This window comes from Novispirillum itersonii, from assembly GCF_014205675.1.
Lineage (GTDB): Bacteria > Pseudomonadota > Alphaproteobacteria > Rhodospirillales > Rhodospirillaceae > Novispirillum > Novispirillum itersonii_A.
Genome location: NZ_JACIIX010000015.1, coordinates 18,399 through 44,681 on the forward strand (window position 1 = coordinate 18,399; position 26,283 = coordinate 44,681).

Here is a 26,283-nt window from a genome sequence, read left to right on the forward strand (position 1 = left end):
ACCAAAAGGCAGGCGACTCCCCTGCCGGAAGCATCCGGTCAGCCTTCCAGCACGCCCCGGCGGATCTGGTCCAGCTCGATCGATTCAAACAGGGCGCGGAAGTTGCCTTCCCCGAACCCCTGATTGCCCCGGCGCTCAATGATTTCATAGAAAATTGGGCCGATGACGTTCTCGGTGAAGATCTGCAACAGCAGGCCCTGATCCTGCGTCGGGGCGCCGTCAATCAGGATGCGGTTGCGGCGGAACGGCTCCAGATCCAGCCCATGCCCCGGCACCCGGGCATCCACCAGCTCGTAATAGGTGTCGGGGGTATCAAGGAAGCGGATATCCTTCTTCATGCTTTCAACGGTGGCGACGATGTCCGCGCTGCTCAGGGCAACATGCTGCACCCCTTCGCCGTTATAGGCATGCAGATATTCCTCAATCTGGCTCTTGTCGTCGGAGCTTTCGTTGATCGGGATCCGGATCTTGCCATCCGGGCTGGTCATCGCCTTCGACTTCAGGCCGGTCAGCTTGCCTTCAATGTCGAAGTACCGCACTTCCCGGAAGTTGAAGATCCGCTCGTAGAACCCGGCCCAGGTTTCCATGTTGCCACGCATGACATTGTGGGTCAGGTGGTCAATTTCGGTCAGGCCATGGCCCACCGGATGGGCCTCAACGCCGGGGAAGAAGGTGAAGTCGCCATAGACATCGCCCTTGGCCCCATAGCGGTCCACCAGATACAGCAGGCTGCCGCCAATCCCTTCAATCACCGGGGCATCGACAACCGGGGCGGAGACAGGCACCACAGCACCGGTGGTGACGGCATGGGCCTGCGCGGCGGCGGCATCGGCAACCCGGAAGGCGATCGAACAGATGCTCGGTCCGTGCGCGGAGCGGAAGCGGGCCGCATGCCCCTCGGTCTCGGCATTCAGCAGGAAGGAAATACCGCCCTGACGGTACAGGGTGATCGGGCGGCTGTTGTGCTTTGCCACCGCCGTAAAGCCCATGTTGCGGAACAGCGCATCCAGCGCCGCCACATCCGGGCCGGTGTATTCAACAAATTCAAAACCATCGGTCCCCTGCGGGTTATCCCACAGGTCAAGGCGGGCGGCAGTCTGGATGGGCTGATGGATGGCGTTCATGCGTGGTTTCCTCCCCGGAGACCGATATTTCGTTCTGTCTGGAATGATACCAAAATACCCCCGCACGGGGCTTGCAAAGGTGGCTCCCGATCGGCATCCTGATTCACGGAAACACCACAAAAGAAGATCTTTCCGCAATGACCGAGCATGACAGCAGTCTTGATGCCATTGATCGCCGCATCCTGCGGGCGATGCAGGACAACGCCCGCCTGTCGAACGTGGAACTGTCGGAACAGGCACATCTGTCGCCGTCGCAGTGTCACCGTCGCCTGAAGCGGCTGGAGGAGCTGGGGGTGATTGACGGTTATTCCGCCCGCCTGAACCCGGAAAAGATCGGGCTGGGGGTAACGGCTTTTGTCAGCGTCTCGCTGGGTAAGCACGGGGAAAGCCCCGCCACCCGCTTTGCCGAGGCGGTACAGGGAATCCCTGAAATTTTGGAATGCCATTCGGTCAGCGGCGAGGCGGATTATCTGCTGCGGGTCACCGCGCCGGACCTGAAATCCTTCTCCGACTTCCTGATGCACCGGCTGATGGCGTTCCCGTTTGTGGAAAGCGTGAAGTCGTCGATCGCGCTGGAATGCCTGAAGCGATGGAAGGGCCTTCCGGTCTCATGATCCGGCCCTTCCCGCCCCTTCAGCGGGCTGACGCCAGCCACTGGTCCAGTGCCGCATCCGTCTGGCGGTGCAGGGCCGCTGCCTGCTGCCCCAGAGACACCGCCCCGGTCAGGTCGCCTGCCTCACACAGGGCCTCGACCTGACGGCCCAGCGCATAAAGGGCCGAGAAACCGAAGTTAGAGGCCGCCCCCGCCAGCTTATGCCCGGCTTTGGCCACATCATCCCCGGACGGCGCAGGCACCCGGACACTGCGGTCCAGTTCCTCCGCCGCGAAACTGACACTGCGGCGGCCAAGATCAAGGATCACCGCGAAACTGTCCGCCCCCAGCGCTGCCCGACGGTCGCGGATGAAGGTTTCGTCCAGAATCTGATCGAGCGACGTCCAGTCCGGCCCGGCAGATACCGCCGCCTGCCGCCGCCGCCGGGTCAGAACCCCGCCCAGAACGGTCCGGAACTGCGGCATCCGGATCGGTTTGGCGACAACCCCGGACATTCCCGCCGCCTCGTACCGGCTGAGGTCATCGCCGAACACGTTGGCGGTCAGCGCCAGAACCGGGACGGCAGACCGCACCGGATCCGGTAACGCCCGGATGCGGCGGGTGGCCTCGACCCCATCCACATCCGGCAGGCGGATATCCATCAGAATCAGATCGTAATCGCCGCGCCCGGCCATATCCACCGCATCCAGACCGTTGGAGGCGACCTCCACGCGGTATCCCTCCCGTTCCAGAAAGGTCACGGCCACCCGGCGGTTCACCTCCACATCCTCCACCAGAAGGATGGTCCGCACAGCCTCTGCGCCGACAGCGGCCCCCGGTGCGTTATCCCCAACAGTCGCCATACTCTCCTCCCCTTTCCCGGCTTCGACCGGGGTCACCCCGGCCAGACGGACAATCCCGATTTCCCGCACCACAACCCCGTGATCATCGCGGACCCGGCAGATCGACAGCTCCACCAGCCGCTCTTCCTCCGGGCGGACCGACAGCCGGATCATCCGCGCGCCGGATGTCCAGTCCTGCCGGTCCAGCCAGCTGAACAGCGCCAGCTGATCCTCGGCCCGGACCCCGGCCAGAAATCCGGCCAGCGTCTCCGGATGGGCCCCTGTATCACAGCCCCACACCGCCAGAAACCCGTCGGAACACCGCCACGTCCAACGGCCGTCCTGCCATTCCGAAAGGCAGTGCCCGACCCCGCCCCAGATCTCAAGCTGAGCCAGATCCTGCCGCAGGGTCTCATTGGCCCGGCGCAACCCGGCAATCTGCTGCGCCTGTAGATAGACCTCGGACAGATCCTTCACCGCCGCCACGAACACCGGCTGACCGCCGATATCAATCCGTGTCACCGTGCACTGCATGGGAAACAGGCTGCCATCCCGGCGGCGTCCCACCATTTCCACCGGCCCCTGACCGGTATAGGTCAGCACCCCTTCGGCAGCGAAGCGACGCATCGACTTAACCAGTCGCTCCCCCCACTCCGGCGACAGCAGGGTCACCACCGGGCGGCCGGTCATCTCCTGCCCCCGCCAGCCGAACACCCGCTCAGCCCCCGGCCCGAAGATATCAACGGAGGCATCCGCCGTCAGGGTCAACACCCCGTCCGGGACGCAGGACACGATGGCCTCAAGCTGCTCCCGCGTGGCATGAATTTCCCGCGAGGCTTCCGTCACCCGCTCCTCCAGACGCCGGTTCAAGGCCACCACATGCCGGGACAGCGTCTGCGAGGCCTGATAGACACGGTTCAGCCGCGCCCCCATCAGAAACACATGGCCCAGCGCAAACAACACGCAGCCGGTGGTGACCGGGCCAATAGCCTCCACGGTATCCCGCAGCGGCAGGCCCGGACGCGGCCAGACCACACTCTCCACCAGCACCGCCACCACCAGCACCAGCACCGACAGGGCCACCCATCCGGCACCATCGCGCCAGCGCCGCATCAGAAGCACCGCCAAAATCCCGACTGCCAGCAGCACCAGCATCAACAGCAGCCGGGACCAGTCCATCAGCAGGCCAAGGGAATCAGCAGGGATCAGCAGGATCAGCAGACCGGCAGCGGCGCAGACCCCGATGACCGCCTGAGGCAGCAGGCGCGGAACATCTTCGGGGAACAGGGCGCGCAGAAACAGGACATAGGTCACCCCGATCAGCAGCAGGCTGACCCCGTCGAAACGCAGCAGAGCCACCCCGTCCATCAAGGGAAACGGCCCGCCGAGAACCGACAGCACCGGCAGAAGTCCGCGCAGAGAGGCCACCAGAAGAAACACCGCCAGCAGGGCCGGTTCCCGGATCCGTCGCAGCAGTGCCAGACTGCCAAAATACAGGGCCAGCGAGAGACCACCCCCGCACACAAGAAGACTGGCCGCCAGAACCGGGGTCAGCACCATCAGCCGTCCACCCCCGTACCCCGGCCGGAAGACAGCGCAGCCTCAGCCCGCCACAGGTCTTCCGGAGTATTGATATTGCTGAATGGGTCGGGTCCCCGCCCGATTTCCGCCGCATCGGTCTCTCCGGCGGCAGGCCGCCACGGCATACGCAGGGTTCCCGCCTGCCGCATCCAGCCGCCGACCCGGCGCTCCCTCGCCATCAGGGCGCCCCGCAGAGACGGCGCCAGCCCGGCCCACAGCAGGGCAATCGCCGGATGCCAGCGTACTCCCCCCTCTTCCTCCGGGGCTGAGGCCTCCACCGTCACCCCCGGTGGTACAGCTCCCTCAACGGCGGCGACCTGCAACAGAAAACCCGCCATCCGGGATCCCAGATCGGGCGGAACCAGCGGCACATCGGCCGGGCAGGTCAAAACCCAGTCCAACCCCAGCCGTCCCGCTTCCTCCAGCCCGGCCAGAATTGCCGCCAGCGGCCCGGCCCGGCCCTGATCCGCCGCCGTCAGCGGCAGATCAGGATCCGGCAGGCAAGGCAGGCCAAGATGGCTGTAACGGGCGCTTTCCGCCCCGGTGGCCAGCACCACGGCCCCCTCCGGAGAGCGCAGCGCGGCAGCAACCCGCAGGACCATCGGCACACCGGCCAGCGGCAGAAGCGGTTTATCCGCACCGCCCATGCGCCGCCCCAGCCCCCCGGCCAGCACCACGCCAAGCACGGCCCCGGACCGCAGTCCTTCAGGCTGTAAGGCCCGCTCCGCCCCGGATACCCGTTGCCCGCCGATCATTCCTTCGCAGCCTGCCTTCGCTGTTGTCCGGTATTCCATCTGACTATAACGCAGTTGCGGCGGCTGTCGCTGCCCACCGTCAATTTTACCGGGCGTTATGGCCGAGCGGAAACACCCCTTACGCCATGGGCAGACAGCCCGGCGGTCAGGGCGGTCAGCACATAGTCAATCATCGCCCCGCGGTCTGCCCACGGGAACCCACCGTTGCCGATGTGCAGGCTGATCACCCCATTGACGGCCGCCAGCAGACCGTGGGCCGTAACATTCACCTGCTCTTCCGGTACATCAGCGTCGGCCTGCCCGGTTGCCTCTGCCATAACCGCCCGGACCTGACCAGTGATGAAGGTATTGACCTGTATCACCACCGGATCAGCGGCGAAGGCCACCCGGTCCTGCACAAACTGATGATCAGCCTCCAGAAACAGGGCACGGAAGGGGTCCTGCCGCTGCCACCAGAAGGCGGCATAGGCCTGAAACAGGGCCATCAGCCGCGCCCCCGGAGCCTGCCCCCTGACCCCGGGGGCCTCCATTGCCGCCTGCATCGCCGCCAGAAGACCCTGAAGGTCCTCCGCCCACAATTCGCGCAACAGCTCCTGACGGCTGGGGAAATACAGGTAAATGGCACCCGGACTGTACCCCGCCTCGGCCGCCAGACGGCGCATGGTCAGCCCGGAGGCACCGTCACGGGCATGAACCCGGCGGGCACACTCCAGAAACTGGCGGCGGACCAGTTCCTGCTCCTGCGCGGTACGCGCCCGTGCCCGTCGGCCCCCCGGATTTCCAGAAGTGCCCCCCGGCTGCCTGTCGCCCATGACCGTGCCCCCCGATCCATCCGTATACGGACTGTTTTCCGACGCCGTTCTGCCAGCATTCCGCCAACTCATCCAGACGAAAACGCGCCTTACGCTTACCCTGACCACAGATTTACGACAAAAGAAAGGGGTGGCCCGATCCATATCAGCGGGCCACCCCATTTTTCAGTTTCTGTCCGGTTATCTATTCGGCTGCCAGCAGGGTCAGCCCTGCTCCCTCCGGCTGCTGGGGTCGCGGCGTCCGAAACACCGGCAACAGGGCAGACCAGCGCTGCCGCGCCTTTACCGCCGCAGCCTCCTTCACCGCCCCGAAGCCCCGGATCGTGTCGGCAACCGCCGCAATTTCCACAGCCTCCACCAGCCGGTGTGAATCGGTCAGCCCGGCGCAGATATTTATGAGAATATCTTCATATTCTGCAATCAAGGCGCGTTCCATTTTCCGTTCCGCCGTCCAGCCGAAGGGATCAAAACGGCTGCCCCGCAGCCCCTTCAGCCGGGCCACCACCCCCAGCACCGGGAAGATCCAGCGCCCGAACTCGTGTTTGCGCGGCTCCCCGGTCGGGGTCCGGCCCAGCGGCAGCAGCGGCGGGGCCAGATGCAGCGACACCTTATAATCGCCGTCGAACACCTGATCCAGCCGCGCCCGGAACGCCGGGTCAGCATAGCGGCGGGCCACCTCATACTCATCCTTATAAGCCATCAGACGGTACAGCCCCCGCGCCGCCGCCAGCGTCAGATCATGGCCGGAAGACACCCGTGCCTCCGCCTGCCGCACCTGCGCGATGATCCGCCGGAACCGCTCGGCATAAGCGGTATCCTGGTAGCCCTCCAGATCCTTGATCCGGCTGGCAATCACGCTGTCCACATTCTCCGCCGGTTTGGTCCGCACCGCCCCGAACCCGGCGGCAACCTCAGCCACATAGGCGGCGTCTTCCGCCGCCACCCGGCCCCAAGCCAAAGCCCGTTTATTGGCGTCCCGTGCCACACCGTTGAGGTCAACCGCCTTTTCCAGCGCCTCCAGCGACACCGGCAGCAACCCCTTCTGCCACGCATAGCCCAGCAGGAACAGGTTGGAACCGATACTGTCGCCCAGCAGGGCGGTGGCAAGGCGGTTGGCATCCACCAGATCAAGGTTGCCACTGCCCACCGCCAGTTCCAGCGCCGCCGTCAGCCGCTGCGGCTGAAGGGTGGCATCCCGGTCCCGCATGAAGGATCCGGTCGGCACCTCGGCAGTGTTACAGATCACCCGGCTATGGCCCTGCCGCAGCACCCCAAGCGCTTCCGGCGTGGTTGCCACCACCATATCACAGGCCAGAAGAACCTCGGCCTGCCCGACATCAATCCGCACCTGCCGCAGGGCCTGCGGCGACGCGCCGATGCGCACATGGCTCAGCACCGCGCCCCCTTTCTGGGCAAAACCCATAAAGTCCAGCACGCTGGCGCCTTTGCCCTCCAGATGCGCCGCCATACACAGCAGCGCCCCGACTGTCACCACCCCGGTTCCGCCGATGCCGGTGACCAGAATCTCCCACGGTTCTGCCTGCACGGAAGGGATCACCGGCAACGGCAGCGCCGCCACCCGCTCCCGGAAGCCGGGCAGCTCTCCGGCACTCTGCGGTTTACGCACCGCCCCTCCGCGCACCGAGACAAAGCTGGGACAGAACCCTTCGACGCAGGAGAAATCCTTGTTACAGGATGACTGATCAATCTGGCGCTTACGGCCAAACTCGGTTTCCACCGGCTGCACCGACAGGCAGTTGGATTTGGCGGTACAGTCGCCGCAGCCCTCACACACCGCTTCGTTGATAAACAGGCGGCGGGCCGGATCAGGGAATTTACCCCGCTTGCGCTTGCGGCGCTTTTCGGCCGCACAGGCCTGATCATAGATCAGCACCGTCACCCCCGGGGTGGCGGCCAGATCCCGCTGCACCGGATCCAGCTCCGACCGGTGATGGACCGTACAGCCCGGGGCAAAACCGCTGCGGTCGGTGTATTTTTCCGGTTCGTCACTGACAATGGCGATGCGGCGGACCCCTTCGGCCTGCACCTGCCGGGAGATTTCCTGCACCGTCAACGGTCCGTCATGCGGCTGGCCGCCGGTCATCGCCACCGCGTCGTTAAACAGGATCTTATAGGTGATGTTGGTTTTTCCGGCGATCGCCTGCCGGATCGCCATCAACCCGGAATGATAGTAGGTGCCATCGCCAAGATTCTGGAACACATGCTTCCGTTTGGAAAACAGCGACTGCGCCATCCAGTTGACACCTTCACCGCCCATCTGCACCAGCCCTTCGGTGGAGCGGTCCATCCAGTTGGCCATGAAGTGACAGCCGATTCCGGCGAAGGCCTTGCTGCCCTCCGGCACCTTGGTGGAGGAATTGTGCGGACAGCCGGAACAGAAATACGGGGTCCGCTTGACATCAGCCGGAAGATCAAACCGCCGCAGCGCCGGGGTGATCTGCGGCAGGCGTTCCGCCAGATCCGGGGCCAGCCACGGGAAGGCCGCCGACAGACGGTCCACCAGTGCCGGGGCAATCCGCGACGGGCGCAGTTCCCCCAGCGATGCCAGCAGCGGGCGGCCATCCGGGGCCGTCTTGCCGGACACCTTCGGCGCACCGGGCTGGCCGTACAGCAGGGTCTTGATCTGGTCCTCAATGATGCCCTTCTTTTCCTCGACCACCAGAACCTCCTCCAGCCCGGCGGTAAACCGGCGCAGGGCCTGCGGCTCCAGCGGCCAGGTCAGGCCCAGCTTCAGGACCCGCACCCCCAGCGCCACCAGACCGTCCTCGTCCAGCCCCAGCCGGGCCAGAGCCTCCATCAGATCCAGCGATGCCTTGCCGGTGGTGATGATGCCGAAGCGGGCCTGCGGCGCATCGACCAGCAGCCGGTCAATGCCCGGATTAGCCCGGACGAAGGCATGGACAGCGTCCAGCTTGGCGGCCATCCGTTCCTCAATCGTCAGGCTGGGCAGATCCGGCCAGCGATAATGCAGACCCCCGACCGGTACGGTGTAATCGGTGGGGGCCGTCAGCGGCAGCCGGTGCGGATCCACCTCGACCGAAGCCGCGCTTTCCACCGTCTCTGAAATCGCCTTGAACCCGACCCATGCCCCGGTAAAGCGCGACAGCGCCCAGCCATACAGCCCGAAATCCAGATACTCCTGAATGTTTGCCGGATTGAGGATCGGCATCGACCACGCGATGAAGGCGTGATCCGACTGATGCGGCATCGAAGAACTGACCACCCCATGGTCATCCCCGGCCACCACCAGCACCCCGCCATGCGGCGAGGATCCGAAGGCATGACCATGCTTCAGGGCATCCCCGGCGCGGTCCACCCCCGGCCCCTTGCCGTACCAGATGGCAAACACACCATCGACCGTACCTTCGCCGCCATGTTCCACCTGCTGGCTGCCCAACACCGCAGTCGCGGCAAGATCCTCGTTGATCGCCGGCTGGAAGGTGACGGCATTGTCCGCCAGAAGGTCCTTCACCTGCCACAGCGCCTGATCGTAGCCGCCCAGCGGACTGCCCCGGTAGCCGGAGATATATCCGGCGGTGTTCAGCCCGGCGGCACGGTCGCGGGCCGCCTGCATCAGCGGCAGCCGCACCAGTGCCTGCGTGCCGGTCAGATAGACCCGGCCACTGTCGCGGCGGTAGCGGTCCTCAAGGGTGTAAGACGGATCCGTCAGCACCGACGGGGCAGCACGCAGGGCAGCGGCATCCGCAGGAACGGCATGGGTCATGGTAAAAATCCTCCCGGAATCCGGCCCGGCATTCTCCGGCGGTGGAGCACCACAGCGCCGGGGTCGGGCATTTTTCAATTCAGACCAATTCTAGATCTGAACCGCGGGAATTTTTTCCCTCTTTTACCCTTTAACATGGCATATTGGGGTTACACCTTCCTCAGAAGCATCTTTTTCAGAAAGAAATACCCTGATGCCTGCTTCATTGGATCCGACTGAAATCCGCATCCTTTCCGAACTGCAAAAAGACGGACGGCTGACCAACAACGATCTGGCGGAACGGATCGGCCTGTCGGCCTCCCCCTGCTGGCGGCGGGTGAAGGCGCTGGAGGAAAACGGAGTGGTCCGCGGCTATGTCGCCCTGCTGGATCCGCACAAGGTCGGCATCGGCGAAAGCGTCTTCTGCAATGTCACGCTGGAACGGCAGACCGAAGGCGCGGTGGAACGCTTTGAGCAGGAGGTCCGCCGCCGCCCGGAAATTCTGGAATGCTACGCCATGACCGGCGATTACGATTATCTGCTGCGGGTGGTGGTGGACGAGGTGCGCACATACGACCGCTTCCTACAGGACTTTGTGTTCCGCCTGCCCGGAATCGCACATGTGAAATCAAATTTCGCGCTGCGCGAAATCAAATACGAAACCGCCCTGCCGCTGCCGAAACCCTGACCCGGCAGCACCGGCACAGGACATAGGCCCAAAGAACCAGAGTCGCACGCCCGGAGCGCGAAAAGCCCCCTTCAAAAGGCAAAGACTGAAGAGATTTCAAAGGGTTTTCCGCATCTGCTCAATTGGAGGAACATGCCTCCACAAGCTGTTGAGTTTTTTGGCGTTTAGGCTAACATCTGCAAACTTAAAGGGAGGCATGCGCCCACGGCGTCCCAACAGGGGTATGATTCGCCCGGGGTTTGTGTGCATCCTTATCGGGATCTTGGTCATCCAGTCAGGACAAAAAAGAATGAACGTTGCCCTGCGCGCTCTTGCCGTTGGCTCTGTTGTGGTCTTTGCCGCCGCTGCGGCGCAGGCCGCTGATCTGAGCACCCCTGCCGTGCAGGTGGCTCAGGCCCAGCCCGCCGCCACCGCCGCCGATCAGCAGCCCGCCCCGGCCAAGAAGCAGGAAAAGGCCGCCGAAACCAAGGCTGCGGATCCGAAGGCCGCAGACGCCAAGGCTGCCCCGGCGAAGACCGACGCCAAGGCCGCCCCGGCGAAGACCGAAACCAAGACCGACGCCAAGGCTGAACCGAAGGCTGACGCCAAGCCCGCCGATGCCAAGACCGCTGCCCCGGCTGCGGCCGGTGCCGCCACTCCGGCTGCCAAGCCGGAAGAAAAGCCGCTGCCGGCCAACATCGCCGGGGAATGCGCCTACACCGGCAAGCGCATCGTCAGCCTGCTGGCCCGCGACGATGTCGATCAGGCCCGTAAGTTCATGGACTTCTACCGCCTGTTCAGCTGCGACGAAAAGCACATCGGCCCGACCTTCCGCTGCCTGGTCAATGACAGCACCGTCAATGCCTCGGCCGAAGATATTAACGCCCGTATCGACCGCTGCTGGACCAAGCAGGACTGATTTAAGGCACCGAAAGCGGGTCAGGCCATCCCCGGTCTGACCCCTTGATTTTTTTCCGTCTCCCGACGCGACGCTTCACAGCCGGACCCCGCAGTCGGATTATCGCCGCTGCGGGGTCCGGTTCTTCAACACGCCCTGCGGGATGCCCCTGCGGGACTTCTGGAATCAGAGGCCATGGTGCGCATCCTTCTCGCCGCCGTCCTTGCTGCTGCCCTCCACTTTGGCATCTGGCTGAACGCCAACGTCCGCGTTCTCCCCCCGGACGTGACGGAAAAGGGCATGGAAATGCCCATCAACTCCCTCTCCTTCAGCCCCTTCAAACCCGGTGAAGACCCGGTTGAAGGGTTTGTCGTGCCGGTCGAGCGCATCGATCAGGATCTGACGCTGCTGTCGAAGTACACCCGCAACATCCGCCTGTATTCCAGCCGCCTCGGTCTGGAAAAGGTGCCAGAGCTGGCCCGGGCCCACGGCATGTATGTGACCACCGCCGCCTGGCTGTCGGGCGAGGTGCCGGAAGACCGCGCCGAGATCGAACGCGCCCTGAAGCTGACCAACAACAACTGGAATGTCCGGTCGCTGTACATCGGCAACGAATCCCTGCTGCGCGCCGAAGTCACCATCGAACAGCTGATCACCTACCTGCGGGAAGTGCGGGGCCGGGTGCGGTCTGACGTACAGGTCTCCACCGGGGAAACCTGGGACGTGTGGCTGAAGTATCCGCAGCTGGTGTCGGAAACCGACTTCATCGCCGCCCACCTTCTGCCGTACTGGGAAGGGGTGCCGTGGGAAGAGGCGGTGAAAGTCGCCTATGAACGCCTCGACATGCTGCGCAAGACCTATCCGGGCAAGCGCATCGTCGTCGCCGAATTCGGCTGGCCGAGTCAGGGTTATAACTTCAAGGCCGCCACCACCGGCAAGCACGTGCAGGCGGAAATCATCCGTGGTTTCATCCGCGAAGCCAAGCGCCGGGGCATTGAATACAACATCATCGAAGCCTTCGATCAGCCGTGGAAGGTCAATGAAGGGTCGGTCGGGGCGTATTGGGGGGTGTTTGACTCCGAACGCCGCCTGAAGTTCCCGCTGGAAGGCGAATTCAAGGTTGAGTACACCTCGATCGCCTTCGGGGCACTGGCCATCGGTGCCCTGCTGACCGTGATCGGGCTGCGCCGCCGCCGCCCGACACTGGCCCACGCCATCATCTATGCCCTTGCCGCCAACGGTTTCGCTGCCGGTATCGCGATGGCGATTGCTTATCCGTTCGGCAACTACATCAATTTCGGTACCGGCGTCATGTGGGCCACCGGCGTGATCATGGTGATCCCGCTGACCATCATGACACTGGCCAAGGTTAACGAAATCAGCGAAGTGCTGCTGGGGCACGCCCCCAAGCGCCTGATCGTCGCCGAGCCTGACGGCCCGAAGACCGACTATAAGCCGATGGTGTCCATCCACGTCCCGGGCTACAAAGAACAGCCCGAGATGATGAAGTACACGCTGGATACCTGCGCGGCGCTGGAATACCCGGACTTTGAAGTTCTGGTGATCATGAACAACACCACCGACGAATATTACTGGCGTCCGGTGGCTGATCACTGCGCGGTGCTGAACGAACGTCTCGGCAAGGAAGTCTTCAAGTTCATCTATCTGCCGAAGGTGAAGGGCTTCAAAGCCGGGGCGATGACCATGGCCTATGGCTTCACCGATCCGCGTGCCGAAGTTCTGGCGGTGATCGACGCCGACTATGCCGTGGACCGGCATTGGCTGCGTGACATGGTGCCTGCCTTTGCCGACCCGAAGATTGCCCTTGTGCAGGCGCCGCAGGATCACCGCGACGGCGAGGAAAGCCTGTTCAAGACCATGATGAACTGGGAATACGCCGGGTTCTTCGACATTGGCATGGTCCAGCGCAACGAAGACAACGCCATCGTCGCCCACGGCACCATGCTGATGCTGCGCCGGTCGTCGTTCGAGGAAGTCGGCGGCTGGTCGTCTGACACCATCGTCGAGGACACCGAGCTGGGCCTGCGCCTGTTCGAGGCCGGATACGACGCCACCTACACCAACCGCCGCTATGGCTGGGGCCTCCTGCCCGATACCTTCAAGGCGTTCAAGACCCAGCGTCACCGCTGGGCCTATGGTGCCATCCAGATCATCAAGCATCACTGGCGGCACATGCTGCCGAAGTCCAAGACCCTGACCTCCGCCCAGAAAGCCCAGTTCGTTTCCGGCTGGATCTTCTGGCTGTCGGATGCGCTGGGCGTTGCGGTGGCGATGCTTAATCTGGTGTGGGTGCCGATGATCGTCTTCGTCGGTATGGTGCTGCCGATGATGTCGCTGACCATTCCGATCCTGACCAGCTTTGTCATCAACGTGCTGCATTGCGTGCTGCTGTACCGCACCCGGGTGAAGGCTGCGCTGCCGGAAATCCTCGGGGCCGCCATCGCCGCCATGAGCTTGCAGCTGACCGTGGGCAATGCCGTCTACACCGGTCTGGTGAAGGACAATCTGGCCTTTGCCCGCACTGAAAAGGGCGGCAACACCGCTAAACCCAATCAGGCGGTCAAGAAGAAGATGACCGACAGCCCGGTGTTCTGGGAAACCGTGCTGGGGGTGGCCCTGCTGGCCTCTGCCACCCTGCTGTGGGTGATGAACCCGTTGAATATCACTGAACAGGATATTTTCGCCGCCACGGTGGCAGTGCAGGCAATCCCGTTCCTGTCCGCCCGCGTGATGCGCTGGGTGGAAAAGAACAAGGACCGATTCAAGGGGATTCCGGTCCGCGCCGGTAGCCCGGGCAGCAGCACCACCCACCGCCCGGTCTGAGTTCCTGCGTTTCTCAGGGGCCGGTTGCACAAACCGCCCGTGCCAGACAGACAGAGCGTTTTCAGCAGAAATGGCCCTCATTTCACCGCTGAAAACGCTCTTCGTCCATTCGGCCCCTGCAAGGATGGCAATATGCTGTGACGCATTTCTGCCACAGCCTTCAACCGGAAGAATGCACCTGCGGCATCCCCTCCTGCATCTTTGGGGAAATCCGTGTAAAGTGTGGCCCGGACCCTTTCCGCATTGCGAAATGGCAACCGGTTTCTCTCGGGAGGATTTCAGGGATGCTCCGATATCTGATGGGGACAGACACTGCCTTCTCCATCGCCCTGCCTGCTGTGTTGGGGCTTTCGGTCCTGTGTCTGTCCACCCCGCAGTCCCCCGCCTTTGCCGCAGGCATCAACTGCGAGCGTACCACCAATCCGGCGGAACTGTTGACCTGTGCCCAGAAGGATCTGACCGCCAACCAGAAAAAGCTGGATGCCCTGCTGAAGCGGGGCGAAAAGCAGGTCCCGGCCTCTGCCCTGCCACTGTTCCGCGCGGCACAGACAACGTGGATTGCCTACCGCGACGCCGAATGTGCGTGGAATGCGCTGGATCTTGATAACGGCAGCACCAACGAACTGGCCCGCCTGACCTGCCAGTCCGACCTGACCGCCAGCCGGATTGACGAGCTGGAAGCCAGCATCGGCGGACGCTGAAGCCACAGCCTGCCGCACGAAAAAAGGAGCGTCATTGCGCCCCTTTCTCCGTCGTTCCGCAATTTTCTGCTTAAAAATCAGACAGCTTCAGGTCCGGGGTATACTCAACGCCCTCAACCTCTTTGATGATCGCCTGACCGCAGATCACCCGCTTCTGTTCCGCATCAAAGGTCAGGGTCGGGGTCCCATGCAACTGCCAGCCCTTGTTCAGCGCAGCGGTAACGCGGTGGCAAAAGGCAGACTCATCCGGGCCGGTCAGGTAACGGTACAGCTTCATTCGTTCTCTCCGTCTTCGCCGCCGGAATCCGGCGGGCCGTTCTGGGGGATGTCACTGTAAAACAGGATCGTTATCAGGCAAGGCTGATTTTCGACCGCACCCGGGCCGTCAGCAGCGCCACCGTCACCAGCCCCAGCGCCAGCCCGAAGGCCACCCGCAGGCCGGAGGCCGCAGACTCCGCCGACGTCACTGCGCCCCCGGCCCCCCACAGAAACACCGCCCCCATCGCCGATGCCCCGGTGACCAGCCCCAGATTCCGCGACAGGTTCAGCAGCCCGGAAACCACGCCACGCTGATCCGCCGCCCGCCCGCGCATCACTCCGGTGTTGTTGGCGGTCTGGAACAGCGCATACCCCGGCGTCAGCACCAGCAGAGCCAGCACATAACCGCCCCATCCGCCGATCCCGGCCTGAACCGCCAGCCCTCCGCAGCCGATCAGCATGCCGGACAGCCCCCAGCGGGTCACACGGTCCGCCCCGAAGCGGTCCACCAGCCGCCCGGCCGGGGTCGCCGACAGTGCCGACATCACCGGGCCGGAGGACATCGCCACCCCGACCTGCGCCGCCGTCAGGCCGATACCCTGCGTCAGGTAGAACGGCCCGGCCACCAGCGTGGTCATCATCACCGCCGAAACCAGAAATCCCATCAGCAGCGATCCCCGCAGGGTTGGGTCCCGTAGCAGATCCAGCCGGATCAGCGGGGCCGGGCTGCTCCGCAATGACCACAGCACCAGACCGGAAACCACCGCCGCCCCGGCCAGCAGCCCGCCGCGCACGCTCAGGTCCATCCCCCCGGTTCCCGTCATTGCCAGCGCATACCCGGCCAGTGCCACCACCAGCAAGCCCATGCTGCGGAGATCAAAGGCCGGATGCGGCCCGTCCTTCCCCGGTTCTTTCGGCACAGACAGCAGCACCAGCCCCAAGACCACCGCCGCCACCGCCGCAACGGCCAGAAACACCAGCGGCCAGCCCCACGCCTGTATCAGCAGCCCCCCGACCGACGGGCCACAGGCGGTGCCAATGGCCGACAGCGTGCCCATCATCCCCATCGCCCGCCCGGTGCGGTCCTTGGGGATCACATCGCCGATCAGCGCCATGCTGACCGCCATCATCACCGCCGCCCCGGCCCCTTGCAGAATCCGCGCTGCCACCAGCAGCCACAGATCCGGCGCGGCGGCGCAGAGCAGCGACGCCAGCAGGAACAGGCCGGTTCCGGCCAGCAGCAGGCGGCGGCGGCCCCACAGGTCCGACAGCCGCCCCGCCCCGACCACCAGCGTCGTCAACGCCAGCAGATAGGCGACCACCACCCATTGCACCGCCGCCACCGGCTGACCGAACCCCAGCGCCAAAGATGGCAGGGTGACAGTGGCCACGCTGCCGCCAAGGGCCGACAGCAGCACACACAGGCCCAGCGCCGCCAGAACACCCGGACGGGCCGGGGAAGAAGAGGATATCGCCGACATCGGGCATCTCCTGAAAACAGTCATTCCATGCCGCCAAGGGTAGTCCCCGCCCCGATATGGCGGAAGACGCACGGTTTGCAGTATAATGCTGCATGAAACGCCATCACCGGAGCAGCCCCGATGCCGCTGCCTGACCTGAACCTGCTGATCCCCCTGCATGCCCTGCTGACAGAAGGCAACGTCGCCCGCGCCGCTGCCCGCCTGCATCTCAGCCCCTCCGCCACCAGCCGGGCACTGGCCCGCCTGCGGGAGGTCACCGGTGACCCGCTGCTGGTCCGGGCCGGGCGCGGGCTGGTCCCGACGCCACGGGCACTGGCCCTGCGGGAGGAGGTTCAGGCCCTGCTGGAATCCGCACAGCGCGTGCTGCGCCCGGAAAGCGCCATCGACCTGACCCGCCTCGACCGGGTGTTCACCCTGCGCGCCAGCGATGGTTTCGTCGAAAGCTTCGGTCCGGCCCTGCTGGAACGTGCCGCCGCCGAAGCACCATTGGTCCGCCTGCGCTTTCTGCCCAAACCGGAGAAGGACACCACCCCCCTGCGCACCGGGGCGGTGGATCTGGAGATCGGGGTGGTGACCGAAGAAACCGGCCCGGAACTGCGGACTCAGGCCCTGTTTCAGGATCGGATGGTCGGTGCCGTCCGTGCCGGGCATCCGCTTCTGGCCGCACCGGTGACGGCGGAACGCTTCGCCGCCGGGGATCATGTGCTGATGTCACGCCGGGGCGTCAGTCAGGGCCTGACCGATACCGCCCTTGCCGCTCTCGGCCTGCGGCGGCGGGTGGTGGTGACAGCGGGCGGCTTTTCCGAAGTGCTGGCACTGGCCCGCAGCAGTGACCTGATCGCCACGGTGCCAGACCGCTTCACCCGGGCCCTGCGCGACGGAATGGTCAGCTTTCCGCTACCGTTCCCGATGCCGGGACTGACCATCTCCCTGCTGTGGCATCCGCGTCTGGATGCTGACCCCGGCCACCGCTGGCTGCGCGACTGCGTCCGCAGCCTGTGCACGGCGCAGCCGGGATAAAGAACCATGAGAGAACGCTAATCCGGTACTGACATCTGTATTCAATCAGGCTGTCGGGCACGGCACGTTCGGTGATCGCGGGGTTTACCGAATACGCCAAAGCCAAGGCGGTGGCCGCTCAGGGGGTACGCGACCCTCCCCGTAAGAGCCAGCTGACGCTCGCCCAACCGGACCCGCGAATTTCCCGGTTGTCAGAGCGGCCACGGAAAGAATATCGCGCCGATCCGCCTTGCTTGCAAGATGCCCGCCCTCAGCAAAGCCAAACGCAGCCAAACCGGTAAGGTTGCTCAGGCATCCGAAGCATAATTGCCTCTTCAAATACCCCATGCTGCCCCCGGCCTCAGGCAAGAAACAGGGCCCCGGTTTCCCGGAGCCCCATCCCGATACAGGCTGTCTGGTCCGGTTACAGCGGCACGCTGTCGCCGACCTCATCCTGAAGCTGCTTGCGCAGCACATACTTCTGGATCTTACCGGTGGAGGTCTTCGGCAGATCACCGAACCGCACATCGCGCGGGCACTTGAACCCGGCCAGATTGGCCTTGCAGTGGGCGATAATGTCTTCCACCGTCAGATTGTGACCGGGCTTCAGCTCCACGAAGGCGCACGGGGTTTCCCCCCACTTGATATCCGGCTTGGCCACCACGGCGGCCAGCGCCACCGACGGATGCTTGTGCAACACCCCTTCCACCTCGATTGACGAGATATTCTCGCCACCGGAGATGATGATGTCCTTGGAGCGGTCTTTCAGCTGGATGTACCCATCCGGGTGCATCACCCCAAGGTCACCGGTATGGAACCAGCCCCCGGCGAAAGCCTCGTCAGAGGCACGCGGGTTCTTCAGGTAGCCGCGCATCACCTGATTGCCGCGACAGAACACCTCACCGATGGTTTCGCCATCGGCCGGAACCGGCTGCATGGTGGTGGCGTCGGCCACCATCAGATCAAACTGAAGGGTATAGGGCACCCCCTGCCGTGCCTTCAGGCGGGCCTTTTCCTCGATGTCGCCGTGGTCCCATTCTTCCTTCCACGCACAGACCACCGACGGGCCATAGGTTTCGGTCAGCCCGTAAACGTGGGTAACGCGGAAGCCCTGCTGCTCCATGCTGGCCAGCACGCTGGCCGGGGGCGGCGCGGCGGCGGTCATCACGTTAACGATGTGGTCGAAGGACCGCTTTTCCTCTTCCTTCGCATTCAGGATCATCCCCAGCACGATCGGCGCGCCGTTGACGTAGGCAACCTTGTGATCGGCGATGGCGTCATAGATCACCTTGGCCGACACCCGGCGCTGGCAGACAAAGGTGCCCGCCGTCATTGCCACCGTCCACGGAAAGCACCAGCCGTTGCAGTGGAACAGCGGCACGTTGGACAGGATCACCGGATGCGGCCCCATGCCCCAGTCCAGCGCGTTGGAGACGGCGGTCAGATAGGCCCCACGATGGCTGTAGACCACACCCTTCGGGTTGCCGGTGGTGCCGGAGGTGTAGTTGAGGGCGATGGCATCCCATTCATTGGCAGGCAGCGCCCACTGATAAGCCGGATCCCCGGCGGCAATGAAGGCTTCGTAGTCGCATTCGCCGATCTTCGGGCCGGGGTTTTCACACTCCGGATCGTCGATATAGATCACCAGCGGCTTGTAAAACACCTTGCCCAGAATATGGGTGACCAGTTCGCCGAATTCCCGGTCGGTGATCAGCACCTTGGCCTCGCCATGGTCGAGGATGAAAGCGATGGCGTCGGCATCCAGCCGGGTGTTGATGGCATTCAGCACCGCACCGATCATCGGCACGCCAAAATGCGCCTCGTACATTTCCGGGGTGTTGTGGGCCAGAAAGGCAACCGTGTCCCCGGTGCTGATCCCGCGCTGCGCCAGCGCCGAGGCCAGACGGCGCGACCGGGCATCGGTCTCTTTCCACGTAAAGCGGCGCTGGCCATGGATCACCGATGTGTAATCGGGGAAGACCCGTGCCGCCCGTTGCAGGAAGGAGACCGGGGTCAACGGCACATAATTGGCCGGGTTCTGGTCCAGATGCAGCTCATAAGGGTTGGTCGTCGTGCCCACGATCGCGTTCCTCCGTCGATCCTGTCAATTTGCGGTCCCATGTGCGCCATCGGGGGTCGTGAGTGTTCCGGTCTGTCGCCTGATTGTCCCCATACGGCGCACGAAGCGTACTCCGCGCCTGCGTGCGGCGCAACATAATGTCATTATGATGCACGGAAGATCTGCCGTGCCGGAAATGCGTGGCAAAAATGCGCGGGAACAGAATCTCCTTGGCACGGCGGGCTTGTCAGCGGCAGCCGTTCCGGCGCACAGTGCCGCCTGAAGACTCCCCCGTTGCCGGATTGCCCTGCCGTGTCCCGCCTTCTGTCCTCCGATGCCCTGCGTCTGTCCCTGCTCTATGGGGCGTGGTTCTGCGTTCCCGGCATCCAGTTGCCGTTCTGGCCGGTGTGGCTGCAACACCGTGGCCTGTCGGCGGTGGAGATCGGCATTGTGCTGGGGGCGGTCTACTGGGCGCGGGTGATCAGCAATCCACTGATCGGCAGTGCGGTGGACCTATGGGGACGGCGTGACCGCATGCTGGCGATCCTCGGTATCGTCTCGGCGGTACTGATGGCAACGTATCTACTAGCAGATGGTTTCTGGCCGATCCTGATTGTGTCGCTGCTGGCCTCCGCCCTCTATGCCGGGATTGTCCCGATCAGCGAAACCATCACCATGGCCCTGAACGCTGCCGGGCGGGTGGAATACGGACGGATCCGCATGTGGGGGTCCGCCACCTTCATCGTGATGGCCGGGATTGCCGGGCTGGCCATCGACCACAGCCCGACGGCGGAAGTGATCGTCTGGATGGTGATCGGCTGCGCCGCCATCACCTGCCTCGCCTGCTTCCTGCCGCCAAAGATTGATGCCGACCGCCCCAAAGGCCCCCGGGAACCGTGGAGCGCCATTTTAAAAGACAGACCGTTCATTCTCTTTCTGTTTGCTCTCGGCTGCTTTCAGGGCAGCCACACCATGTTCTATGGCTTCGGCACCCTGCACTGGCGGGCGGCGGGGATCTCTCCGGTGATCATTGGGGCGCTGTGGGCGGTGGGGGTGATTGCCGAAATCCTGCTGTTTGCCTTCTCCCCGCAGATCCTGAAACGGCTGCAACCCCGCCATCTGCTGGCTCTGGCCGCCTTCGGCGGGTTGCTGCGCTGGATGGTGATGCCGTTCACCACCTCGCTGTGGGTCCTGTTTCCCCTGCAAAGCCTGCACGCCCTGACCTTCGGCTGTGCCCATCTGGGGGCGATGCACAGCGTTGGCCGGATGGTCAGCCCCGGCCTGACGGCGCGGGCACAATCGCTGTATTCCTCCATCGCCGCCGGAGTGATTCCGGGTATCCTGATGCTGGGGGCCGGGCCGCTGTACAATCATCTCGGCGGCTGGGCCTTCATGACCTCCGCCCTGCTCTCCGGCGGTGGATACCTAGTGTTACGGCTGATTCCCCCCGCCGCTTTCACCCGGACCTACTCCCCTTAACCCGGATTAACCGCCATGACCCCGCCCCGCCCGCCCCGCAGCCGCCCGGTGATCCTGAGGGGACTGCCCGGCCTTGATCCGGCCCCCCGGCAGCGCCCCAGACCACAAAAGCGCCCTGTGGAGCCCCCCCGCAGCAACGGCCCCAGCCGGACCATTGCCTTCCACAAGCCCTATGGGGTGCTGTGCCAGTTCACCCCGGACCAGCCCGGCCAGAAGACGCTGGCGGATTTTGATCTGCCGCCGGACCTGTACCCGGTCGGGCGGCTGGATCAGGACAGTGAAGGCCTGCTGCTGCTGTCCAACAACGGCCGCCTGATCAAGCACCTGCTGGAACCGCGCTTCGGCCACCCCCGCACCTATCTGGTGCAGGTGGAGAACATACCGACCGAGGAGGCCCTGACCGCCCTGCGCGACGGAGTGACCATCCGCATCAACAAGCAGGATCACCATACCCTGCCCGCCAAGGCATCCCTCGACAGCAGCGAGCCGGATCTTCCGCCGCGTGACCCGCCGGTCCGCTACCGGGCCGCCATCCCCACTGCCTGGCTGCGCCTGACCCTGACCGAGGGCAAAAACCGGCAGGTGCGGCGGATGACGGCGGCGGTCGGCTTCCCCACCCTGCGGCTGGTCCGGGTTGCCATCGGGGCGCTGGACCTCGGGTCACTGGCCCCGGGTCAGTGGCGCGATGTGACGCCGGAAGAGATCGGCCTGTGACCGCCCCCACCTCCCCCCTTGCCCTGATCCTTCTGGCGGCGGGGCGGTCCAGCCGCATGCAGGGCCGCCACAAGCTGCTGGAAGAGATCGGCGGGGAACCGATGGTCCGCCGCAGCGCCCGCACCGCGCTGGACAGCGGACTGGGGCCGCTGGTGGTGGTCACCGGTTTTCAGGCGGAGCAGATTGCCGCCGCCCTGCACGGCCTGCCCCTGACCCTGACCCATGCCCCGGATTTTGCTGATGGCCTGTCGGCCTCGCTGCGGGCCGGGCTGCGGGCCTGCCCGCCGGACTGTGCCGGGGCGATGATCCTGCTGGCGGATATGCCGGATGTGTCGGTGGCCGATCTGCGGGCGCTGGCGGAAGGCTGGCGGCAGGCCCCGCCCCCGGCCGTGGCCGTCACCGCCCGCGACGGCCGACGCGGCAATCCGGTGCTGTGGGACCACGCCTATTTCCCCGAGCTGTCCGCCGTCGAAGGCGACACCGGCGGGCGGGAGGTGCTGCAACGCCATGCCGCCCATGTGTGGAAAGTCGAACGCCCCGGCAACGCCATCTTCACGGATATCGACACCCCGGAGGATCTGGCTGCCCTGCGGGCGCGGCTGGCGGCGGATCGGCCCTGACTCAGGCCCGGGGGGTGCGGTCTGTCAGAAAGCGTCGGACTCCTTCTGCCGCCCGCAGGGCGGTGGCATAGCAGCCGGTCAGCAGATATCCGCCGGTGGGGGCCTCCCAGTCCAGCATTTCCCCGGCGCAGAACACCCCCGGCAGGGCCGTCAGCTCCAGATCCTCGGTCAGGGCCTCGCGGCGGATGCCTCCGGCGGTGCTGATCGCCTCGTCCAGCGGGCGCAGGGCTGACAGGACAACCGGCAGATCCTTCACCGCTGCCGCCACCGCCGCCGGGCTGGACCACAGTCCTGGCGGGGTACACTCCCGCAGCAGGGCCAGTTTCACCCCGTCCAGACCCAGCACTTTTTTCAGGTGGGTGGACCACGACCGGCTGCCGCGCGGGCGGGCCACCAGCGCCATCACCTCGGCCTCCGGGCGGTCCGGCAGCAGATCCATCCGCAGATCGGCCGATCCGGCGTGTTCAATCTGCTGGCGGAGCAGCCGCGACACGGCGTAAATCACGCTGCCTTCAAGGCCGTCGGCACTGATCACCGCCTCCCCCTTGCGCCACGGCGTCCGGGTGCCGTTATCATCAAGGGTGCGGACCGCGATGGTTTTCAGTGGGGTTCCGGCAAAGCGGGTCACAAAATCGGCTGACCATGGGCGGAGAAAGCCACAGTTGGCAGCCCGCAGCGGACTGACCGCAACCCCGGCCTGCTCCAGCAGCGGCATCCACTGACCGTCAGACCCCAGCCGGGCCCAGCTTCCGCCGCCCAACGCCAGCACCACCGCATCAGCGGCGACGGTCACCGGACCATCCGGTGTCTGAAAGCACACCTGCCGCTGCCCCTCCGAGGTGGCCGCACCGAACCCGGTCCAGCGGTGGCGGACATGCAGATGCACCCCCAGCCCACGCAGACGGCGCAGCCACGCCCGCATCAGCGGTGCCGCTTTGAAATCGGTGGGAAACACCCGCCCGGAGGTGCCGACAAAGGTCTCAATCCCCAGTGCCGCCGCCCAATCCCGCAGGGCCTGCGGCGGGCAGGCCCGCACCATCGGCTCCAGCCACGCCTGTTGCGGGGCATAGCGGGTGACAAAACGGTCAAGGGGCTCCGAGTGGGTCAGGTTGAGGCCACCGCGCCCGGCCAGCAGGAACTTGCGGCCCGGAGACGGCATGGCATCGTAGAGATCCACCACGGTATGCGGCTGTGCCGCCAGGGTTTCAGCGGTATACAGGCCCGCCGGGCCACCCCCGACAATAATAACCCGCCGGGGAGTCTGCTGGTGGGGGGTCTGCTGGTGCGGAACGCCTGACACGCCCTGATCCTTTTGCCACGGTCATCGCTATGCCGGGCACCATAACGGTTTCACCCGGACTCGCAACTGCTGACGGCCCGTGATGCGGCAGAACGGGTTCTGCCGGGAGTCCCTTCCGGTTACATCCCCGGCTTCCGCAGCGGAATCACCTCGCCCTCCGCAACCGGTCTGGCCGCCGGGGCATCCGCGGTCCCCGTCGCCTCGGTGATTGCCTGCCACGTCCGCGGCTGTGCCCGCAGCACGGCTTCCAGCTGATCCATCAGCCGTTCGACCTCGCTGCCGACATTGGCGATCACCGCTTCCCGGATCTGCTCGCACAGCAGGGTCACCCGCTTCATGCCGATACCGACCGCCGCGCCGACGATGCTGTGCAGCTCCGCCCGCACATGGTCACCGCCGGCCATCAGGCCCCCCTGTACCCAGGACAGGCGCATGCCCTGCACCCGGGACAGGCTGTCTTCGGCAAAGGTTTTCAGCAGGCGGTTGACCGCATCCTCGCCCAGCGTCTCCACCAGCCCGCCCAGAATTTGCAGATTGATCAGATCCGCCACCGACCCCGGGGCCGGGGCATCCCCCCGCAAGGCAATATAGGGCCGCAGCGCCGCCGACAGCCGCACCCGATCCACCGGCTTGGCGACATAGCCGTTCATTCCGGCTTCCAGACAGCGGCGTTCATCGCCCGGCATGGCATTGGCGGTCAGCGCGATGATCGGCACCGACAGCCCGGCGCCACCCAACGCGCGGATGCGACGGGTGGCCTCCAGACCATCCATGCCCGGCATCTGCACATCCATCAGCACCACATCGAACGGAGCCCGGCGCACCGCCGCCACCGCCTCGGTGCCGGTGCCGACAATTTCCAGATCACACCCGGCCAGTTCCAGAAAACCGGCGATCACCTGCTGGTTGACCGGATTATCCTCCGCCACCAGTACCCGGGGGGGGGCCAGCCCGGTATCCGCCGTCACCGCCGCCACCGGACCGCTGGGCTGGGTCTGCCGCACCCGTGGCAGCTCATCCACCTCGATCGGCTCCAGCCCCATCACCTCCGACAGCGCCCGCAGCACATGGCGGGGCGTCAGCGGGCGCACCAGAACCACCTTGCCCGGCTGCTGCGGCAGGCGCTTCAGGGCATCGGCCTCCGACCCGGTTTCCGGCAGGGTCAGCCACGGCAGGGTCTGCAACGCCGGGGGCAGCAGCAGCAGGCCGTCGGTGATCAGCAGATCGTGGTTTCCACCGTAACTCAGCTGCGCGGCGGCATCGGTGGTCATCAGATCCACACTGAATCCCATAATCTTCAGCTGATGCCGCATCGCCCGACCAAGAAAATCCCGTGGGCTGACCAGTGCCACCGACCGGCCCCGCAGCTGCGGCGGCACGATGTGGTGGACCGCCCCGGTCGACGGCAGCGGCACTTCAAACCAGAAGGTGCTGCCGCTGCCCGGCGTACTGCTGACGCCGATACGCCCGCCCATGCAATCGACGATCCGCTTGCTGATCGCCAGCCCCAGACCGGTGCCGCCCCGGGTGCGGGTGTCGGAGCCGTCAATCTGCGTGAAAAGCTGGAACAGGCGGATCTGTTCGTCTTCCGGGATGCCGATACCGGTGTCGATCACCTCGAAGCGGATACGGTCAATATCGCTTTCGCCCGGGCGGACCACGATTTCAATCCCGCCGTAATCGGTGAATTTAATGGCATTGCCGACCAGATTGACCAGCACCTGCCGCAGGCGGCTGGCATCGCCGCGCACATCGCGGCAGATTTCCGGATACAGGGTAACGACCAGCTCCAGATCCTTCTCAGCAGCGCGGGCGACCAGCATCTCCGGCACGCTCTCCACCAGATCGGTCAGGCTGAAATCGCTTTCCTGCAACACAACCCGGTTGGCTTCCAGCTTCGAGAAATCAAGGATGTCGTTGATCAGGTCCAGAAGGTGTTCCGCCGATTTGCGGATGGTCAGCGCCCGGTGGCGCTGGCGGGCATCCAGCTGCCCTTCCAGCAGCAGGTCGGTCATGCCGATCACCCCGTTCATCGGGGTGCGGATCTCATGTGACATCGTCGCCAGAAATTCGCTCTTGGCCCGGGATCCGGCCTCGGCGCGGGCGGCGGCATCGCGCAGCTTATCCGACAGCAGGGTCAGGTTGGTGCGGGACGTCTCAATTTCGCGGATCTGCCGGAACAGCAGCCACGCCACCCCCAGCATCGCCAGCATCATCGCCGCCACCAGACCGCCCATGATCAGGTAAATCTGCACATCCTGCGCCCGCCCGTCAGAAATGCGGTCGGCCCGGGCCTGATTGGCCAGCGCGGTGATTTCCGAGGTGTCATTGCGCAGGCGCTTCACCAATCCGGCCAGATACTCCAGCCGCTCCGTCAGCTTGCCATCCTGATCAATGCTGTCGAATTCGGCGATGATCCGGTCGGCACGGGACACCACGTCAATCAGCTGCGGGTACAGCCCGGCTTCCGCCAGCAGGCGCACCATCTGGCCTTCCCGCAGAATCATCAGGCGGCTGATCAGAATATCCGCCGACAGACGGACGGTTTCCAGATTGGCTTCGGTGGGGGCGGGGGCGGCTTCACGCATCGCCACTTCCAGCTTCATCACCTCACGGTCAAACTGATAGGTGCTCCAGACCATATCCTCACTGACGGAGCCCATGGCCTCCGTCTTCCGGTCCAGCAGCAACAGAAAACACGCAAGGGCGCTGATGAACAGCAGGCCCATGACCGTCATGGTCAGACCGACGCGCATTCTCCAGTTCATACCGTTTACTCCACCCACCGCCGACCCCCCGCGCATGGCGGACCGACACACCCCCGTGACAGACA

Annotated in this window: 19 protein-coding genes; 9 read left to right on the top strand and 10 right to left on the bottom strand. The window is 64.9% G+C overall.

Translation table 11 applies throughout. The features are described 5' to 3' along the window. Positions 1-38 precede the first annotated feature (38 nt). Complete coding sequence (hppD, locus tag FHS48_RS16735) at positions 39-1,124, bottom strand: 4-hydroxyphenylpyruvate dioxygenase (protein WP_184265129.1); 1,086 nt, start codon at positions 1,122-1,124, stop codon at positions 39-41. A 137-nt stretch (positions 1,125-1,261) separates the two neighbouring features. On the opposite strand from hppD, the gene FHS48_RS16740 reads away from it, so the two are divergent. Next, entirely contained in the window at positions 1,262-1,738 is a 477-nt protein-coding gene (locus FHS48_RS16740) for an Lrp/AsnC family transcriptional regulator (RefSeq protein WP_184265131.1), read from the top strand. Positions 1,739-1,757: 19 nt separating this feature from the next. On the opposite strand, the gene FHS48_RS16745 is transcribed toward FHS48_RS16740, so the two are convergent. From FHS48_RS16745 to FHS48_RS16760, 4 genes are all read right to left on the bottom strand, one after another. Continuing rightward, positions 1,758-4,118 carry a response regulator gene (locus FHS48_RS16745; RefSeq protein WP_184265133.1) on the bottom strand — a complete coding sequence of 787 codons (2,361 nt, stop codon included), beginning with the start codon at positions 4,116-4,118 and terminating at the stop codon, positions 1,758-1,760. Next, a complete protein-coding gene (gene mobA / locus FHS48_RS16750; RefSeq protein WP_184265135.1) occupies positions 4,118-4,894 on the bottom strand; it encodes a molybdenum cofactor guanylyltransferase in 777 nt (258 codons plus the stop codon). The genes FHS48_RS16745 and mobA overlap by 1 nt, the downstream gene beginning before the upstream one ends. A 95-nt stretch (positions 4,895-4,989) precedes the next feature. Beyond that, positions 4,990-5,706 carry a TetR/AcrR family transcriptional regulator gene (locus tag FHS48_RS16755; RefSeq protein WP_184265137.1) on the bottom strand — a complete coding sequence of 239 codons (717 nt, stop codon included), beginning with the start codon at positions 5,704-5,706 and terminating at the stop codon, positions 4,990-4,992. A 184-nt stretch (positions 5,707-5,890) separates the two neighbouring features. Beyond that, positions 5,891-9,451 (bottom strand): indolepyruvate ferredoxin oxidoreductase family protein, encoded by a 3,561-nt coding sequence (locus tag FHS48_RS16760; RefSeq protein ID WP_184265139.1) that lies wholly within the window; start codon positions 9,449-9,451, stop codon positions 5,891-5,893. Positions 9,452-9,644: 193 nt separating this feature from the next. Between FHS48_RS16760 and FHS48_RS16765 the strand changes: the two genes are divergently transcribed. From FHS48_RS16765 to FHS48_RS16780, 4 genes are all read left to right on the top strand, one after another. Continuing rightward, a complete protein-coding gene (locus FHS48_RS16765; RefSeq protein WP_184265141.1) occupies positions 9,645-10,118 on the top strand; it encodes an Lrp/AsnC family transcriptional regulator in 474 nt (157 codons plus the stop codon). Positions 10,119-10,407: 289 nt separating this feature from the next. Next, a complete protein-coding gene (locus FHS48_RS16770) occupies positions 10,408-11,016 on the top strand; it encodes a hypothetical protein (protein WP_184265143.1) in 609 nt (202 codons plus the stop codon). A 174-nt stretch (positions 11,017-11,190) separates the two neighbouring features. Next, on the top strand, positions 11,191-13,839 hold the full coding sequence (locus tag FHS48_RS16775; protein ID WP_184265145.1) for a glycosyltransferase family 2 protein: 2,649 nt from the start codon (positions 11,191-11,193) through the stop codon (positions 13,837-13,839). Between the two features lie 284 nt (positions 13,840-14,123). Continuing rightward, complete coding sequence (locus FHS48_RS16780) at positions 14,124-14,540, top strand: lysozyme inhibitor LprI family protein (RefSeq protein ID WP_184265147.1); 417 nt, start codon at positions 14,124-14,126, stop codon at positions 14,538-14,540. Between the two features lie 70 nt (positions 14,541-14,610). Here the strand turns inward: FHS48_RS16780 and FHS48_RS16785 are convergent, their stop codons facing one another. Then, positions 14,611-14,817: a DUF1737 domain-containing protein gene (locus tag FHS48_RS16785; protein ID WP_184265149.1), complete on the bottom strand. Its 207-nt coding sequence runs from the start codon at positions 14,815-14,817 to the stop codon at positions 14,611-14,613. Between the two features lie 73 nt (positions 14,818-14,890). Beyond that, on the bottom strand, positions 14,891-16,279 hold the full coding sequence (locus FHS48_RS16790) for an MFS transporter (protein ID WP_184265150.1): 1,389 nt from the start codon (positions 16,277-16,279) through the stop codon (positions 14,891-14,893). A 120-nt stretch (positions 16,280-16,399) separates the two neighbouring features. On the opposite strand from FHS48_RS16790, the gene FHS48_RS16795 reads away from it, so the two are divergent. Next, positions 16,400-17,299, top strand: a complete 900-nt coding sequence (locus FHS48_RS16795) for a LysR family transcriptional regulator (RefSeq protein ID WP_184265152.1) — start codon at positions 16,400-16,402, stop codon at positions 17,297-17,299. Between the two features lie 403 nt (positions 17,300-17,702). Here the strand turns inward: FHS48_RS16795 and FHS48_RS16800 are convergent, their stop codons facing one another. Then, positions 17,703-19,358 carry an acyl-CoA synthetase gene (locus FHS48_RS16800; protein WP_184265154.1) on the bottom strand — a complete coding sequence of 552 codons (1,656 nt, stop codon included), beginning with the start codon at positions 19,356-19,358 and terminating at the stop codon, positions 17,703-17,705. Between the two features lie 291 nt (positions 19,359-19,649). Here FHS48_RS16800 and FHS48_RS16805 point away from each other — a divergent pair, with 291 nt between their 5' ends. The 3 genes from FHS48_RS16805 to FHS48_RS16815 are packed head-to-tail and all read left to right on the top strand — an operon-like array spanning position 19,650 to position 22,150. Next, a complete protein-coding gene (locus FHS48_RS16805) occupies positions 19,650-20,816 on the top strand; it encodes an MFS transporter (protein WP_184265156.1) in 1,167 nt (388 codons plus the stop codon). A gap of 15 nt (positions 20,817-20,831) precedes the next feature. Then, entirely contained in the window at positions 20,832-21,530 is a 699-nt protein-coding gene (locus FHS48_RS16810) for a pseudouridine synthase (protein WP_184265158.1), read from the top strand. Further along, positions 21,527-22,150 carry a nucleotidyltransferase family protein gene (locus tag FHS48_RS16815; protein WP_184265160.1) on the top strand — a complete coding sequence of 208 codons (624 nt, stop codon included), beginning with the start codon at positions 21,527-21,529 and terminating at the stop codon, positions 22,148-22,150. Before FHS48_RS16810 ends, FHS48_RS16815 begins: the two co-directional genes overlap by 4 nt. Position 22,151: 1 nt before the next feature. Here the strand turns inward: FHS48_RS16815 and FHS48_RS16820 are convergent, their stop codons facing one another. Further along, a complete protein-coding gene (locus tag FHS48_RS16820; RefSeq protein ID WP_184265162.1) occupies positions 22,152-23,450 on the bottom strand; it encodes a TIGR03862 family flavoprotein in 1,299 nt (432 codons plus the stop codon). A gap of 119 nt (positions 23,451-23,569) precedes the next feature. Then, positions 23,570-26,218, bottom strand: coding sequence for an ATP-binding protein (locus FHS48_RS16825; RefSeq protein WP_184265164.1), 2,649 nt, complete (start codon positions 26,216-26,218; stop codon positions 23,570-23,572). Positions 26,219-26,283: the final 65 nt, after the last annotated feature.